The sequence below is a fragment of the Candidatus Woesearchaeota archaeon genome (assembly GCA_030651135.1).
Taxonomy (GTDB): domain Archaea; phylum Nanobdellota; class Nanobdellia; order Woesearchaeales; family JACPBO01; genus JACPBO01.
Genome location: JAUSCS010000013.1, coordinates 15,165 through 29,178 on the forward strand (window position 1 = coordinate 15,165; position 14,014 = coordinate 29,178).

Consider the following 14,014-nt stretch of genomic DNA (forward strand, 5'->3'; position numbering starts at 1 on the left):
GGAAATGGAAATTACTATTTATACTTTACGGATTTTAAATAGGCGATCTACCCATTCTGTTCCTATAACTCCGGCCCGGCATTCAGGGAGCACATAGAGAAGAAGTATGCAGTTTCCTGATTATTTTGTCCCGGGCATCGGCCTTTTGACTGTTATGGGAATAATGTCTTTTTCAAACTCAATCTTTGCAATCTCAATCGGGTTATAATGCAGCCTCTCAAGATCTTCCTTCGAAAGCTTAATCAGGAATGGAGCACCCATTGAGATCTGCAATGCCCTGCTTCCGATGATCCTTACTTTTTCATACCTTGTGTATTTTATCAGTTCTTGAGATCCTTGTTTTGATTCAGCCATCTTGATATTTGGAAAACCAGTTTGTTTTTAAATCTATCGAAAATTGAGATTTGAATTCCTTCCATTTCAATAAAATTCCTGACAATATGCCGATCTAAACCATTGTCCAGTATTAATTCCAAAGCTGCCTGTTTATCGCTTCTTGCCGCTTCTCCATTGACGTGGGGATTGGCCTTTGAGTCAAAAGAATCTGTTACTCCTATAATTCTCGCGATAAGGCCAATATAGCTATCTTTTGTTTTGAAATAGCTCTTTTCATTAAGCCTCTCGTGAGAAAGGTAAACGCCGATTAAAATATCCCTGTCCTCACAACCTTCTTCAACCAGCATTTCCATGCCGTGATAAGGGTGAGGCCATAATACATAAAATTCCTCCCTTGAAAGTTTGCCGTTTTTGTTTAGTATTTCGTCGGGCGCCTTAAACTTGCCGATATCATGATGGAGCGCAGCTTGGTATACTTTATACTTCACATCATCGAGGTTCAATTCACCAAATAATTTAAGAAGATGTTCATCTGCATTACTGGAACGAATGCAATCAATCAGCTTGTCAGCCAGGCGAATAGCATAATCAGCAACTCTGATGCTGTGCTCGCAGGTTACATTGCTTTTCTCCTGCAGTTTATTGAAATCTTTCCATATCGGTTCAAATAAAAAATCCATAAGGATGCAATTACTGCTAAATTAATAAAGGTTTTGAATTAAGCAATTCCCAATAAATCTTCGATCTCTTTTAATTTCTTAATATTTAACTGATAGGCATCGCCATATTTTGTTTTGCCATAAAATAAGACCAGTTCTTCTTTTATAAGGTCTTTGAGAACATCTTCTACAGACCCTTTCAAATGAGAAGGGATTCCTGACATCAGTCTTTCGCACAATAAATGACCCTTGCTAAATGCTTCGTTAGAATATAGCTTCTTAAGGATATTCTTCTTTATCTTCTCATAGTCAGTTTTGGCTAATTTCCTTGCCATATCCTGATTTTTAACAATTTAAATATAAAAGGTTTATTGTTTTAATTAATATTTATGGCCAATATCGGCTAAAAATAGAAAGATTTATATATGACTTGCTCTTTATTATATTTACAATGGAAGACAAAACAATATTTTTAAGGATTTTTGGAGATTCCCCTATATTGAGGGCGCTGGACTTTTTAGTGGTTAATGAAGACTTTGATTACAGTATGACTGATATAGCAGATCTTTCGGGCATTGGTTACTCCACACTTAAACTCTTCTGGGAAAAATTAGAAAAAGAGGGAGTAATAATAAAAACAAGAATAGTTGGAAAAGCCAAAATGTATAGGCTTAATTTAACAAATCCGGTGATCAGGAAGTTCAGAGAGTTCTATTGGGAAACAACAAAGCACCATGTGCATGAAAAGGTCAAAGAAAAAGAAATAATGGTTAAACATTGAAATTGTGGAACTTTAACTTGCTATATTTGTTATTGGTAGGATCGCTAAATCATAGTTATGTCTAATTCAGAATTCGGGCTAAATAGTAGAAGGCAAAAGATTTATCTAAATCTATAATTGAATATAGGTAAAGAGCGATACTCAGTTTCTTCTTCACCAGTTAGCATTCCGTCTTTATTTCTATCACATCTCATAAATTCATTGTTTCTTGAATTCCATTCTCTTGCTCTTTCTACTTGCCAATCTGAAAGCACTTCCCGAGAGGATTTCCCATTCATTACTATATCCATTCCATATGAAGAATAAACTGGACGGTTTAGTTCTGGTTTTCTAGAGTCTGAACTATCACTGCAACCGCTCAAAGCCAGCACTAATGCTCCAATTCCTAATGCTTTATTTATGAATAGCATATCATATAGTATTGATATTATCTTTATAAATCTTTCGTTTTGTAACTATCTATTAGTGATATAATCCTTGAGAAAATAAAATAAATTAAAAATCCCTAAAGCATCTTCCTCAATTCCTTTGCCTTCTCAATCCCGATCTCCACCATTTTCTCGACATCTTCCATCGTCAATGGCAGATCCCCTCCTTTCTGCAGAGCTGAGATTATTCCGTCAGGCGTTGTTGTTACTGTCAGTCTTGCATCAAAGACTTTTTCCTCGTCAAGATCAGGGTCAACAATGAAATGCCCTCCGATCTTGTAAACTGTTACTGCCATAGGATCCTTTTTCATAGGCAGTCTTTCATTTGTCAGTTTCTTGTAATTAACCGCGTCATCTTTGACTTCAGGAAATTTCGTATCCTTCAATGCAGCAAGCGCCGCTATTGCTGCTGCATCAATCAGATTGCCTGAGTCATTTATTGTGACAATATCAACGCTTATCATCCATACCTTCTCGCCTTTCTTAACACAAAGTTTTTTTGTGTCAATTGCTTTTGATTCCCGTATGCCGCGATCAACAACCCTCGCCAATTCAATTGACTGCTCATTTGGCGGGCCGCTTTCAAATTCAGGACTCGACAAAGGCAGCAATTCAGCATTAACACTCATAACGCCGTCATCAGGCGTATCTGAGTAAGGCTTGTCCATGCTCAGCTTAACGCCAGCAATAACTTCTGTTTCACCGATTTTTACTCTGCTGGATCCTTCTGCGTTTTTTGAAACTCCATACTCCACTGAAACATTTCTATATTCCAATGGCTTTCTTCCGTCAAACCTTATTCCTGCTGACAGTGATTTTATAATGTGCTCTCTAAGTTGTTCATTCATTTTGCTCACCATATTTGTCTTTTAATGCTTTTTTCTGTATTTCATTTATCATTAAGCACGCCTTTTTTCCCATCTCAATCGCTTTCTTCAAGTCTTCCTTGGATATTTCGCCGTCCATCTGCAGCAAAGTCAATTCTCCAGTCCTGTGGATGAACGCAACCGGAATATCAGCTACCGGGCCGGCTTCATAAGCCTCCTCTTCATAATCAAGATCAACAAGAACCTGGTCATCAACTATGCCGACAGAAATAGCAGCAACCATGTCTTTCATCGGAATTCCTGCATCTGCCAATGCAATTGAAGCAGCGCATATTCCTGCGCATCTTGTTCCTGCATCTGTCTGAGGCAGCTCTATGAAAATATCAACAACAGAATTCTGGAACTCGCTCAGATCAACAACAGGCAGCAATGCCTTTTCCGTAACCATCGAAATTTCCTTCGATCTTCTTGATCCGCCAGGCCTTACCCTCTCGCCTGCTCCTGAAAACGGCATCATATTGTACTTGCATCTCAGGATTCCTTTTCCAGGATCCTGCAAAAACTTAGGATACAAATTTCTTGGGCCGTAAACAGCAGCATAAGCAATTGTTTTTCCAATCCTGAAATAAGCAGATCCGTCTGCTCTAGGTATAACGCCTGCCTTGGCTTCTATTTCCCTTGTTTCATCAAATTTTCTTCCGTCAAATCTTTTCTTATAACTCATTTTGCTCACCTTTCTCTTCAGTGCTTTCAGTGTTGATTGCCAGTTTTTTTCCTGTTGTTTTTTCAAGGTATTCTTTCATCTTTTCTGTCAAGCCGGAAGTATGCGCTTCATTTTCTATTTTCTTGATAAAGCTTACAGCATCAACTTCGTCTTTCGGCTCTCCGTCAATCCATATTAGGCCGTTCTGGCCGACTATGATCCTGCAGTTAGTGGCCTGCTTTACCAAGCCAATCATGCTGCCGCCTTTACCGATTATTCTTGGCACCTTGTTGCAGTTAACCCTTATTATCCTGCCGCCTTTCAGCTTCCTCAGGCCGGGCCCTTTCATCGTGACATCAACCAGCTTCTGTGACGTTACATTGAATATTTTTGTAACAACATAATCGTCAAGATTGAAATACTGCGTCAAATCAGCGCCTTTGTTTACAAAACCCATCACACCATCCCTTACAGGAAGCATTGCTGTGTAAGGCGAGAATGTGTCTATTCTCCAGCCGCTCATCAAAACATCAACAACCTTGCCGATTATTGTGTCATATTTCCTTGGGATATACTGGCCGGACAAAGGAAATATCTTTATGACTTTTCCTTCAACATTTACCGCGCCTAATTTTGCAGCCAAAACCTTGTCACCGTCCCTGTATGTTCCGTAAGACGGCAGATAGTCCATTCCGGATGCTAATTCTTCTCCAGGAATAACTACTTCTTTTTCTTTAACTAATAGTTCACTCATTTTATTTTTCACCTTTTGTTGTCATTTTGTTTTTATAACCTTGCATTCTACATCGCCGTGCGTTGCCGTGTTTAGTTTATCATAGAAATCCTGCTCTAAGCCGCCAGGAAGTTCAACAACAGCAAGCAATGATCCATCATTCATCCACTCTTCTTTCAGCATTTTTGAGAAATGCTTTACAACAGAATATGATTTTGCAGCATGAATCGCGGGAATATGAATTTGTATCTCTTTTATCTCAAACCTTATCGGCATTATGGGCCTTAACTGCTTCAAAATATCATCAACCTGCTCTTCTGCAGATCTCATTTCATCTATTCTTATTTTTGCCTGCTCAAATGCGTTTTCTATCCTTGTCATAGGATGCGGCGCATCTGTTCTCGGGTCAACGCCGTTCCTGTGTATTATGTCCATTATCCTTTTCTTTTTTTCTTCTCTCATCTTTTCCCTGTGCTCTGAAGTTAGCTGAATTTCACCTTCTTTCAGGATTATTTCTGCAACTTTTAAAGGATCAGATGTGCCGAAAACCTGCTGCATCAAATGCTCGCTTGCCCTTAATCCTTTTTTTGCATCAGAAAAGACATGCTCTGATTTCAGGACATCCCTTATTTCAGCTGCCCTGCCTTTCCTGAATTCCATTGCAAGATCAGCGTCAATCGGAATTTCAAAAACATTGCCACCTTTCTTTATTCTCGCAATGTTTATGGAGAATCTTTCCTTGTCAAAAGTAATTCCTGGCATTTTAGCTCATTCCTGTTTTTTATTTTTTCTTTGTGTCTTTCAATATTCTTTCCACTCTGTCTTTGCCCAGTTTTGTGAATTTCTTCTCTTTGGTCATTATGTATGCTGCATCGATCCTTTCAATGCTGAAATCCTTGTCAAGAATCTTTGCCAATGAGCTTATTGCAAGCTTTAAGGCTTCCTCAACTGTTATTGTTTCCTTGTAATCCTTGTTTAGAATGGCTTCAACCTCAATTTCGCCTTCTCCAATCACAGCTGCCCTGTACTGGAAGAAAATTCCTGTAGGGTCAGTCTCGAAAAGCTTTGGCCCGTCAGAATCAATTCCTGCAACCAAAATTGAAACGCCAAAAGGCCTGAATCCGCCTGACTGCGTTGTTATCTGCTTCAAATTGCAGATATCTTTTACAATGCTCAGCACATCAATGTCTGAATCGTAAGTTATTCTGTGCCTCTGGGCTGCCAGCTGCGCTCTTTCTATTAGAACGCGGGCATCAGATAAGATTCCTGAAGCAGTTGCGCCGATATGCTCATCAATCTGCCATATCTTTTCAACGCTTTCCGGGACAACAAGCTTGTCAACTATTCTCTTGTCTGTCACAAGGACAACGCCGTCTGAGCAGACTATTCCGATGGCTGTGCTGCCCTGCTTGACTGTCTTTTTAGCATATTCTACCTGAAGCAATCTTCCGTCAGGGCTGAACATTGTTATTGCCCTGTCATATCCCATCACCTGATGCGGTAAAGGCTGTTGCATTTTTAATTCACCTCAAAGTTTGTTTTAGTTTTTTAATATTTTATTTTTTAAGTTTTTTTATTTTATTTATTGAATTTTAATTATTTGTCAAGTATCTTTCCTGCGCTTTTTTCATTATCCCCGATGTTCCTGTTGATCTGACAATGACTTCAGCGCCGTTTATGCTTTTTATCAGCGCCAAAGCACCTTTCAAATCATCGACATATTTGTGATTTACCCTTATTAAACCTTTCTGATTTTCTTCATTGAATTTGTCTGCTAATATCCATATTCCTGCCTTGGCAGCTCCAAGCTCTCCTAAAAACCTCAGGCAGCCCTGCCATATTGCATCAGACACTGGCTTGAAAGGCCTTATAGGCTCTTTTGAGATGATCTGAAACGCGACATAGCGTTTGCGCTCCCTCATGCTTGGCATCATAGCTTTCAATTTTTTTGCCATTATGCACCCAAAACAGTTTTCATTAACTGAGAAAATAGGTATATGGTTTCCTTTTTCTCTCTTGCAGAAATACGGAATATTAAGTTATTTATAAAGCTATCGGAAAATCAGCTTACGTGAAATATATCGACTCTTTGTCTTCCTCGAGGATCTTTTTAACTTTAAAGTGTTTTTTAATAAGGCATTCAATCATCTCTTTTTTAGGTGATTTTTTTAAAAAGCTGAGAACAAACCTCTTGTTTCCAACCCTTTTGATCTCTTTTAGCCCTTTCTCTATATCCTTGAAGTTTTGTATTGCTGTTATGCTTATCACAACATCAAAGAAATGGTCTGGATAGGGTATCTTTTCAGCAGGAGCAAGCTCATAGTCTATTTCTTTGTTCTTTTGTTTTGCCTTAAATAATAATTTTCTTGATGGATCAATTCCGTATCTTTCACATGGCCACGGCTCTGTTGTCAAGCCTGTGCCGCAGCCTACATCCAGCAGCTTGTCTGTTTTCCTGACTTTCAGGAATTTTTTAATTATTTTGATTTTATTTAACTGCTCTTCGCCATGCAGCTCTTCATAGCCTTTGCTTATTGAATCGTAATAATTCATAAACAAACATTAACCTTTAAATATTTAAACATTACTCAAAACACCATGAATCCGAACATTCCGAAGATGCTCCGCAGGCTGACAGGCAAGAAGCACATTGTCTTTGTTGACAGGGGCAATACGGCAATAATGAAGGCATTTGAAATAGCAAAAAAGCTTGGCAAAACAAGAGCCTTAATTCAGGATCAGGGCGGCTGGCTCACATATAAGCAGTTTGCATTGAAAAACGACCTGATGCCGATCGATCTTAAAACAGATTACGGCATTCTTAACCTGAGAGACCTTTTCAAGAAAGCTGACAGGAATTCAGTTTTGATTGTAAACTCACTTACAGGCTATTTTGCTGACCAGCCTATGAAGCCAATAGAAAAGATATGCAAAAAGAGAGGCTGCCTGCTGATAAATGATGCGTCAGGCTCAATAGGGACAAAATTTGCAAAATACGGCGACATGGCAATTGGCAGCTTCAGGCAGTGGAAGCCCATTAATCTTGGAAAAGGCGGCTTTATTGCAATAAATGACAATCTGCTGCACTTTTTCATGACGAAAGAAAGAGTTCATGGCGTTTTAAGATTCATAGACAGGTACATAAGCAAGCCCGAAGTAATAGAGGAATATACATTCTCTGAAAAAGAGCTTGATGCGCTTGAAAATAAGATAGAAAACCTGAACAAAAGATTGAAATTTCTGGTTGGAATAAACCAAAAAATAAAAAACGACCTTAAAAACTCTGAAATACTGCATAAGAGCAGATACGGCCTTAATGTCATTGTAAAATTCAAGAACGAGGATGAAAAAAGCAAAATTATTAAATACTGCGAAGAAAATAAATACGAATACACGCTCTGCCCCAGAAATATAAGGGCAGATATAGACGCCGTGTGCATAGAAGTAAAGAGGCTGGAGGAAAAATGAAAATCGCCGGTAGGTTAATTGAATATTGTAAAGCGTACATAAAAGAATTTTATGACTGGTCTCAAATCAGAAGAATAAATGGAAAATACCAGGGTCTTTATAGAACCGTTAAGGTGCCTGGAATGAGTATTCCAGAAGACACGCCTGAATTAACGAAATTAATTGATGGCATTCCACCAAAAAAAATTGCTGAAGTTACAAAAAAAATATTTATAGCGGTCGAACAGGAGGAGAATAGAACAGGGTACTTTATTGTTCGTAATGATGGACTTGTGAAACTCGTATTACAAAAATGAAAAAAATCCTTTTTATAATCGTTGCATTTCTCATAATAGGCGGCCTCATAATCTACCAGTCGAACAACATAAGTTTTGAGACTAAAGAAGGTAAAAAAGTATTCATCTCAGAATATTTCAAATGGATCTTCACAGTCGGGAAAAGCGCAAAGAATACAGTCGGCTATGTCATAAAGCAGGACTGGCTTCCCGAAACTAATGCAAATACAACGAATTCAACAGCTGAATAAAGGTGATAACATGGCATTACAAGAACCGGAATCAATGGATGAGCTTGTTTATTTTACAAGAAGGAATATTGGAGAGGGAAATGCTGTTGCATGGGTTTACAGGAAGATTTGCCCGAAATGCAAAAAAGAGAGAATGGGCAAGCCGAAAGACAAGAAAGGCAAGGTCATGATCAGGGCAAAAGAATTTGTTTGCTATGCATGCGGCTATACAGAGCCAGAAGAAATATTTGAAGAAAGCCTGGTCTGCAGCATAAAATACACCTGCCCGAAATGCAGGTTTGAAGGCGAGATTGAAGTCCCGTTCAAGAGGAAAAAGATACAGATCATTAACGAGGAAACAGGAAAGAAGAAAGCTGCTGAATCGATCCGCTTTCAATGCGGGAAATGCAAGGCCGATATTGATGTCACAAAAAAGTTAAAATGATTTTTTGAGAGGTGTTAAATGAAAAAACAAACAAAGAATATCTTGGCAGTTGCTGGGGTAATAAGCACCGTTCTTGGCATAGTGGGAGCAATACCCTCCTTTTTGCAAAGCAGATTTGGAGCAGCTATTGGCTCAGCAATCCTGATAGTAGGAGGACTTGTCCTTTTAGCGATAGCTTTCGCGGAAGACTAATTATGCCAAAAGAAGAACTGTCAGATAGATTGAAAAAGAATCTACTAGATCTGCAGTTTAATAAATATCTGCAATATTACACTACTGCAATAATAATATTATTTACCTATCTTATCGGTATAACCATTGCATTTGTGACTAAACAAGTGGATTATAAATCGATAAATCAGGTAATGCTTGTAGGCATTATATCCATTTCAGTAATTTCCATAGTTGCTATTTTAATGCTAAGGTTTAAAAGTCATATGTCAAACATAATCAAAGAAGTAAAAAAGCTTAAGGAGGTATAATGAAATTCTTTACTTTATTTTAAGTTTTTTCTTTATCTTCTTTATCTCCTTCTGCATGAATCTTATCTCGTCCCTTAACGCAGAGTTCCGATCTTCTTTTTTCTTGAGAAATTCTATGTCTTTCTTTATGTTGCTGAAAGAGTCCCTTAATGCCCTGTCTAGATCTGCCAGATTCCTTATCATAACTACTGTAAAATAGTTCAAATATTTAAACCTTTTGACCAGACAGTAAAACTGATTTTTTAGTAAAATTTAAATATAAGTTGTACTTTCTAAAGGTAAAACTATAAAAGGCGATAATATGTCGATAGAAGCAATAAGTGTTCAAGGCGAAGATTTTGTTACTTCAATGTCTGTCAAGGGGCAGATTGTAATATCCAAGGAAATAAGAGATAAATTAGGTCTGATGCCTAGAGTAAAATTTAAAGAGAAGATACAAGGCAAGAAAATAATCTTAGAACCGCTTCCATCATTGGGTGAGTTGGGAGGGAGCTGGGGTAAAACCGGAAAAACAACAAAAGAGCTAATGAAAGAGGTAGATGAAGGTTGGGATATATAGTAGACACGTATGCTTTCATAGAATGGTTTGAAAAAAACAACCAGAATTATAAAGAATATTTTGATAAAAAATTAGTTGAAGAAGGTGCATACATAACCCCGCTGATATTGATGGAATTGTTTTTTCTAATTCACCGTGATAAAGGTGAAGAAAAAGCGAAAGAATTTCTTAAGATTCTGAATAAATATTTTAAAATCATAAAAGTAAAACAAAAAACTTTAATAGAAACATCAATTTTTAGAAGTCAAATGTACAAAAAAAGCATAAAGATGTCCTATGTGGACTGTATGAGCTGTGTTTTAGCCAAAGAATTAAAGCTAAAAATATTGACAGGAGACGAACATTTTAGAAGTCTACCGAATGTGGAGTTTATCAAATGAAAAAAACAAGCCAAAAAACCATTGTAACAAGCGCGCTGCCTTATGTGAATAATGTGCCTCATCTAGGCACTTTGGTCTGTGTTCTTTCAGCTGATGTTTATTCAAGGTATTTAAAATTGAAAAAGGAGGATGCAATAAGCGTCTGCGGCACAGATGAGCATGGAACAACAGCAGAAGTCAAGGCTTTGGAGGAAGGATTGACGCCAAGGCAATTAGTTGACAAATATTTCAAGATCCACAGAAGAATATATGAATGGTTTGAATGCGATTTTGATTGTTTCGGCAGAACGAGCTCTGAAGAAAACAAAGAGATAACAATAGACATCTTCAATAAACTCGATAAGAACGGCTACATAAAAGAAGAAACAATAGAGCAGTGCTTCTGCCCGAAATGCAGTAAATTTCTTGCTGACAGGTTTATTGAAGGCGAATGCCCTTACTGCGGCTATAAAAATGCGCGCGGCGACCAGTGCGAGAACTGCGGGAAGCTGCTCAATGCAACAGAATTAGTTTGCGCAAGATGCAAGACATGCGGAACTGAGCCAATTGTTAAAGAAAGCAGGCATCTTTTCATTGATCTTCCAAAGCTTGCTCCAAAATTGAAAACGTGGATTAAGAAAGCTGAAAAGAAATGGAGCGAAAATGCAAAAACAATGACTGCTGCATGGCTGAAGGAAGGGCTAAAGCCAAGATGCATAACCCGCGATTTGGAATGGGGCATTAAAGTTCCGAAAAAAGGATTTGAAAATAAAGTTTTTTACTCATGGTTTGATGCGCCTATTGGCTATATTGGCATAACAAAAGAAGCTGGAAAAGATTGGAAGAAGTACTGGCTTGATCCTAAAACAAGATTAGTTCAGTTCATGGGAAAAGACAATATTCCGTTTCATACAATATTATTCCCTGCATTTTTAATCGGGACAGGAGACAAATACGCTTTAGTTAGTGGCCTCTCTGTAAACGAGTACTTGAATTATGAAACTGGAAAATTCTCAAAGAGCAGGAATGAAGGCGTTTTTGGAGATGATGCAATTGAAACCGGGATTCCTGCAGATGTATGGCGGTATTACATCTTAGTCAACAGGCCAGAAAAGACCGATACTGTTTTTGACTGGAGAGATTTTCAAAGCAAAATAAACAATGAGCTTGTTGCGAATATCGGAAATTTGGTGAACAGGACAATAGTCTTCATTAATAATTTCTTTGATGGAAAAATATCAAAAGCAGGCTTAAGAGCATCAGATAAAGATTTTTTTAAGAAAATAGAAAGAGAGGAGAAAAAAGCTCTTGAGCTGCTTGATAAAATTGAATTAAAAGAATCATTAAAGCAAATAATGTCAATAAGCAAGTTCGGAAACCAGTATTTTCAGGAAAAAGAGCCCTGGAAAACAAAGGATAAGGCTGCGCTGTATGTTCTTGCAAACTTTGTGAAGGATCTTGCTATTTTGATTTCGCCTTTCATGCCTGCAGCTTCCGCTTCAATTAAAAAACAGCTGAATATTGAAAAGCTTGAGCTAGAGGATTTAGGAAAATTATCCTTGAAAGAAGGGCACAGGATAAATAAATCTGAATTGTTATTTCACAAACTCGAAGATAAACAAAGAGAGGAATTTCAGAAAAAATTTTCAGGTAAAAAGAAAACCATCGAAGAAAAATCATTCCCGTTAAATCTCAGAGTCGCAAAAATAATCGAAGCAAAAAACCATCCTAATGCAGACAAGCTTGTTGTTCTGAAGATAGCTCTCGGAGATGAGGAAAGGCAGTTAGTTGCAGGGATTAGAAAGCATTATTCAAACGACGAGCTGAAAAACAAAAACATAGTTGTTGTTTCTAATTTAAAGCCCGCTGTGTTGAGGGGCATCGAAAGCAATGGAATGCTGCTTGCAGCAGATGACGGAAAAGATCTTAAGCTGTTGGAAGCTCCAAATTCAGAGTCAGGAGATATTGTTTTTATTGACGGGTATAAAAATACTGATAAAGAGATCACATTTGATGAGTTCTTAAAAATAAAACTGGCTGTAAAAAACAAAAAAGTGGTTTTTGAAGATAAGGTTTTGAAAACAAAAAAAGAAGAGATAAATGCAGATGTCGAGGATGGCGCTATAGTTAGATAGGGCTTATTAAATAAATATTCGCAAAATCCCAATAAGAACAATTATCATAAATCATTCAAGCAGATATTTAAACTGAGTGAAAGAAAGCTATTCAATAAATTTTTAGATTCTACAAAATAATTAAATATTTATACTAGTGAATATAAAAAGACATAGATAAAGCTATAAAAGAGGCAATATGAGATTCAGGTCATTCAGAAAGTTTATTGAAGTTCTTAACAATGAGCTGTTGAAAAACACGCTCAAGAGCATCAATCCATTTTATTACTCTGATCTCGCAAAAAGCTCTTTCAGATACTGCTTCAAATACCTTGCTCTGGTTATACTCTGGAGCATAATTGTAATGTGCATCATAGCTGTTCCGAGATTATTCTTACTGCGCGGCTACATAGGGGAACAGCTCGATAATGTCAATGTGTTTTCTGTAAATGTAACATTCGAAACAAAGCAGCCGATTGTTCTGCTGGAGAATGATCCGCAGGTAATAATAGACGGAAGCGTAAGCGAAAGGAACATGACGGGTGAGAAGGTCCTGATAACAAAGGATTTCTTTTATTTTAGGCCGTTCAACAGCATCCAAAGATTCAATGCAGGCTCTTACCATAACTTATTGGACCATAAAAGCGGAATTGCAAATCTTATCGCAGCATTGTTTGTTATAATAATTCCGGGTGTATTGATAATAAATTACGCGTCGTTTTATATAAAATACCTGGTAATAATGCTTGCAGTTTCAGTAATTGTTTTCATAGCTGTCAGGGTGCTTAGATTTGATATAAGCTTTAAAAAAATCCTGAAAATAGCATTTTTTGCCTCTACAGCGCCTTTATTTATAGAGCTCATCTCAATTCCCTACAGCCTCGGGAGATTTTTAATTCCGTTTGCCCAGGCTCTTGGCTCCAGGCTTTATCTTGTAACATTGATTCTGCTGGCCGTCATTATGGCCTTCGGAATTCTGAGAGTTGGCCTGACTGGCAAAATCGAAGTGATCAAAAGCAGCGTAATAAAAAAGAAAAAGCTTGAAGTAAGCTCAAAAAAAGATGATGACTACATACTATGGCAGTGAATTTTATGCAGATATGCGGTGAAAAGCAGACCGTTCTAATTACATGCAGAGACAAGGATAAAGACAATGTAATGACCATAGACTGGCACATGCCTTCTTCGTTTGATCCAGAACTTTATGCAATTGCAATCGGCAAGCAAAGGTTTTCATGCAATATTATCGAGAATTCCCGTGTTTTTGTTGTTAATTTCATGCCTTTCAGCTTAAAAGACAAAGTGCTGTTTTGCGGCAGGCATTCTGGAAGGTTTATGGATAAATTCAAGGAAACAGGACTTGCAAAAGAAGAGGCTGAGAAGGTTGATTGCCCGAGGATAAAAGAAGCAGTCGCATACTTTGAATGTGAAGTTGTTAATGAAGTTGAGACAGGAGATCATATTGTTTTTATAGGAAAAGTTTTAAAATCAGACTTTAAAAAGAAAGAGAAGAGAATTATGCATATAAGCGGTGATGAGTTTGTTACAACACAGAATTAAGCAAAAAAATAGAGCAAAAATAAATTATAGAACGCACTCAAACCTTGAGAAATCA

At 37.5% G+C, this 14,014-nt stretch carries 24 protein-coding genes; 12 read left to right on the forward strand and 12 right to left on the reverse strand.

What is annotated here, in order from left to right; all coding sequences use genetic code 11:
• Nucleotides 1–120: 120 nt before the first annotated feature.
• Genes Q7J54_06535 through Q7J54_06545 form a run of 3 tightly spaced genes read right to left on the reverse strand, consistent with a single transcriptional unit; the run spans nucleotide 121 to nucleotide 1,330 of the window.
• The gene (locus Q7J54_06535; protein ID MDO8741199.1) at nucleotides 121–321 is read right to left on the reverse strand and encodes a DNA-directed RNA polymerase subunit K; all 201 of its coding nucleotides are present in this window, start codon (nucleotides 319–321) and stop codon (nucleotides 121–123) included.
• The gene (locus tag Q7J54_06540; protein MDO8741200.1) at nucleotides 321–1,016 is read right to left on the reverse strand and encodes an HD domain-containing protein; all 696 of its coding nucleotides are present in this window, start codon (nucleotides 1,014–1,016) and stop codon (nucleotides 321–323) included. Before Q7J54_06540 ends, Q7J54_06535 begins: the two co-directional genes overlap by 1 nt.
• Before the next feature lie 38 nt (nucleotides 1,017–1,054).
• A complete protein-coding gene (locus Q7J54_06545) occupies nucleotides 1,055–1,330 on the reverse strand; it encodes a hypothetical protein (GenBank protein MDO8741201.1) in 276 nt (91 codons plus the stop codon).
• Between the two features lie 116 nt (nucleotides 1,331–1,446).
• On the opposite strand from Q7J54_06545, the gene Q7J54_06550 reads away from it, so the two are divergent.
• Complete coding sequence (locus Q7J54_06550) at nucleotides 1,447–1,776, forward strand: hypothetical protein (protein MDO8741202.1); 330 nt, start codon at nucleotides 1,447–1,449, stop codon at nucleotides 1,774–1,776.
• 101 nt (nucleotides 1,777–1,877) lie between these two features.
• Here the strand turns inward: Q7J54_06550 and Q7J54_06555 are convergent, their stop codons facing one another.
• The 8 genes from Q7J54_06555 to Q7J54_06590 all read right to left on the reverse strand — a co-directional run bounded on the left by Q7J54_06555 (nucleotide 1,878) and on the right by Q7J54_06590 (nucleotide 7,020).
• A complete protein-coding gene (locus Q7J54_06555; protein MDO8741203.1) occupies nucleotides 1,878–2,186 on the reverse strand; it encodes a hypothetical protein in 309 nt (102 codons plus the stop codon).
• A gap of 95 nt (nucleotides 2,187–2,281) precedes the next feature.
• Nucleotides 2,282–3,052: an exosome complex protein Rrp42 gene (gene rrp42 / locus Q7J54_06560; protein MDO8741204.1), complete on the reverse strand. Its 771-nt coding sequence runs from the start codon at nucleotides 3,050–3,052 to the stop codon at nucleotides 2,282–2,284.
• On the reverse strand, nucleotides 3,045–3,755 hold the full coding sequence (locus tag Q7J54_06565) for an exosome complex exonuclease Rrp41 (GenBank protein MDO8741205.1): 711 nt from the start codon (nucleotides 3,753–3,755) through the stop codon (nucleotides 3,045–3,047). The genes rrp42 and Q7J54_06565 overlap by 8 nt, the downstream gene beginning before the upstream one ends.
• Nucleotides 3,745–4,488, reverse strand: a complete 744-nt coding sequence (gene rrp4, locus Q7J54_06570; protein ID MDO8741206.1) for an exosome complex RNA-binding protein Rrp4 — start codon at nucleotides 4,486–4,488, stop codon at nucleotides 3,745–3,747. The genes Q7J54_06565 and rrp4 overlap by 11 nt, the downstream gene beginning before the upstream one ends.
• Nucleotides 4,489–4,509: 21 nt before the next feature.
• Nucleotides 4,510–5,229: a ribosome assembly factor SBDS gene (locus Q7J54_06575; GenBank protein MDO8741207.1), complete on the reverse strand. Its 720-nt coding sequence runs from the start codon at nucleotides 5,227–5,229 to the stop codon at nucleotides 4,510–4,512.
• A 19-nt stretch (nucleotides 5,230–5,248) separates the two neighbouring features.
• Nucleotides 5,249–5,983: an archaeal proteasome endopeptidase complex subunit alpha gene (gene psmA / locus Q7J54_06580; GenBank protein MDO8741208.1), complete on the reverse strand. Its 735-nt coding sequence runs from the start codon at nucleotides 5,981–5,983 to the stop codon at nucleotides 5,249–5,251.
• A 76-nt stretch (nucleotides 5,984–6,059) separates the two neighbouring features.
• Nucleotides 6,060–6,422: an Rpp14/Pop5 family protein gene (locus Q7J54_06585; GenBank protein ID MDO8741209.1), complete on the reverse strand. Its 363-nt coding sequence runs from the start codon at nucleotides 6,420–6,422 to the stop codon at nucleotides 6,060–6,062.
• 112 nt (nucleotides 6,423–6,534) lie between these two features.
• A complete protein-coding gene (locus tag Q7J54_06590; protein MDO8741210.1) occupies nucleotides 6,535–7,020 on the reverse strand; it encodes a class I SAM-dependent methyltransferase in 486 nt (161 codons plus the stop codon).
• Nucleotides 7,021–7,065: 45 nt separating this feature from the next.
• On the opposite strand from Q7J54_06590, the gene Q7J54_06595 reads away from it, so the two are divergent.
• The 6 genes from Q7J54_06595 to Q7J54_06620 are packed head-to-tail and all read left to right on the forward strand — an operon-like array spanning nucleotide 7,066 to nucleotide 9,367.
• Nucleotides 7,066–7,935: a DegT/DnrJ/EryC1/StrS family aminotransferase gene (locus tag Q7J54_06595; GenBank protein ID MDO8741211.1), complete on the forward strand. Its 870-nt coding sequence runs from the start codon at nucleotides 7,066–7,068 to the stop codon at nucleotides 7,933–7,935.
• Entirely contained in the window at nucleotides 7,932–8,231 is a 300-nt protein-coding gene (locus tag Q7J54_06600; protein MDO8741212.1) for a hypothetical protein, read from the forward strand. The genes Q7J54_06595 and Q7J54_06600 overlap by 4 nt, the downstream gene beginning before the upstream one ends.
• Nucleotides 8,228–8,461, forward strand: coding sequence for a hypothetical protein (locus Q7J54_06605; GenBank protein ID MDO8741213.1), 234 nt, complete (start codon nucleotides 8,228–8,230; stop codon nucleotides 8,459–8,461). Before Q7J54_06600 ends, Q7J54_06605 begins: the two co-directional genes overlap by 4 nt.
• A 10-nt stretch (nucleotides 8,462–8,471) precedes the next feature.
• Nucleotides 8,472–8,885 carry a hypothetical protein gene (locus Q7J54_06610; protein MDO8741214.1) on the forward strand — a complete coding sequence of 138 codons (414 nt, stop codon included), beginning with the start codon at nucleotides 8,472–8,474 and terminating at the stop codon, nucleotides 8,883–8,885.
• Nucleotides 8,886–8,903: 18 nt separating this feature from the next.
• The gene (locus tag Q7J54_06615; protein ID MDO8741215.1) at nucleotides 8,904–9,077 is read left to right on the forward strand and encodes a hypothetical protein; all 174 of its coding nucleotides are present in this window, start codon (nucleotides 8,904–8,906) and stop codon (nucleotides 9,075–9,077) included.
• 2 nt (nucleotides 9,078–9,079) lie between these two features.
• Nucleotides 9,080–9,367: a hypothetical protein gene (locus Q7J54_06620; GenBank protein ID MDO8741216.1), complete on the forward strand. Its 288-nt coding sequence runs from the start codon at nucleotides 9,080–9,082 to the stop codon at nucleotides 9,365–9,367.
• A gap of 9 nt (nucleotides 9,368–9,376) precedes the next feature.
• Here Q7J54_06620 and Q7J54_06625 read toward each other — a convergent pair whose 3' ends face one another.
• Complete coding sequence (locus Q7J54_06625; GenBank protein ID MDO8741217.1) at nucleotides 9,377–9,550, reverse strand: hypothetical protein; 174 nt, start codon at nucleotides 9,548–9,550, stop codon at nucleotides 9,377–9,379.
• Between the two features lie 118 nt (nucleotides 9,551–9,668).
• Here Q7J54_06625 and Q7J54_06630 point away from each other — a divergent pair, with 118 nt between their 5' ends.
• The 5 genes from Q7J54_06630 to Q7J54_06650 all read left to right on the forward strand — a co-directional run bounded on the left by Q7J54_06630 (nucleotide 9,669) and on the right by Q7J54_06650 (nucleotide 13,959).
• Nucleotides 9,669–9,926, forward strand: a complete 258-nt coding sequence (locus Q7J54_06630) for an AbrB/MazE/SpoVT family DNA-binding domain-containing protein (protein ID MDO8741218.1) — start codon at nucleotides 9,669–9,671, stop codon at nucleotides 9,924–9,926.
• Nucleotides 9,914–10,306 (forward strand): PIN domain-containing protein, encoded by a 393-nt coding sequence (locus tag Q7J54_06635; protein MDO8741219.1) that lies wholly within the window; start codon nucleotides 9,914–9,916, stop codon nucleotides 10,304–10,306. Before Q7J54_06630 ends, Q7J54_06635 begins: the two co-directional genes overlap by 13 nt.
• Nucleotides 10,303–12,420 (forward strand): methionine--tRNA ligase, encoded by a 2,118-nt coding sequence (metG, locus tag Q7J54_06640; protein MDO8741220.1) that lies wholly within the window; start codon nucleotides 10,303–10,305, stop codon nucleotides 12,418–12,420. The genes Q7J54_06635 and metG overlap by 4 nt, the downstream gene beginning before the upstream one ends.
• Before the next feature lie 178 nt (nucleotides 12,421–12,598).
• Nucleotides 12,599–13,486 carry a DUF1189 family protein gene (locus tag Q7J54_06645; protein ID MDO8741221.1) on the forward strand — a complete coding sequence of 296 codons (888 nt, stop codon included), beginning with the start codon at nucleotides 12,599–12,601 and terminating at the stop codon, nucleotides 13,484–13,486.
• Complete coding sequence (locus tag Q7J54_06650; GenBank protein MDO8741222.1) at nucleotides 13,477–13,959, forward strand: flavin reductase family protein; 483 nt, start codon at nucleotides 13,477–13,479, stop codon at nucleotides 13,957–13,959. The genes Q7J54_06645 and Q7J54_06650 overlap by 10 nt, the downstream gene beginning before the upstream one ends.
• The last annotated feature ends 55 nt before the right edge of the window (nucleotides 13,960–14,014 follow it).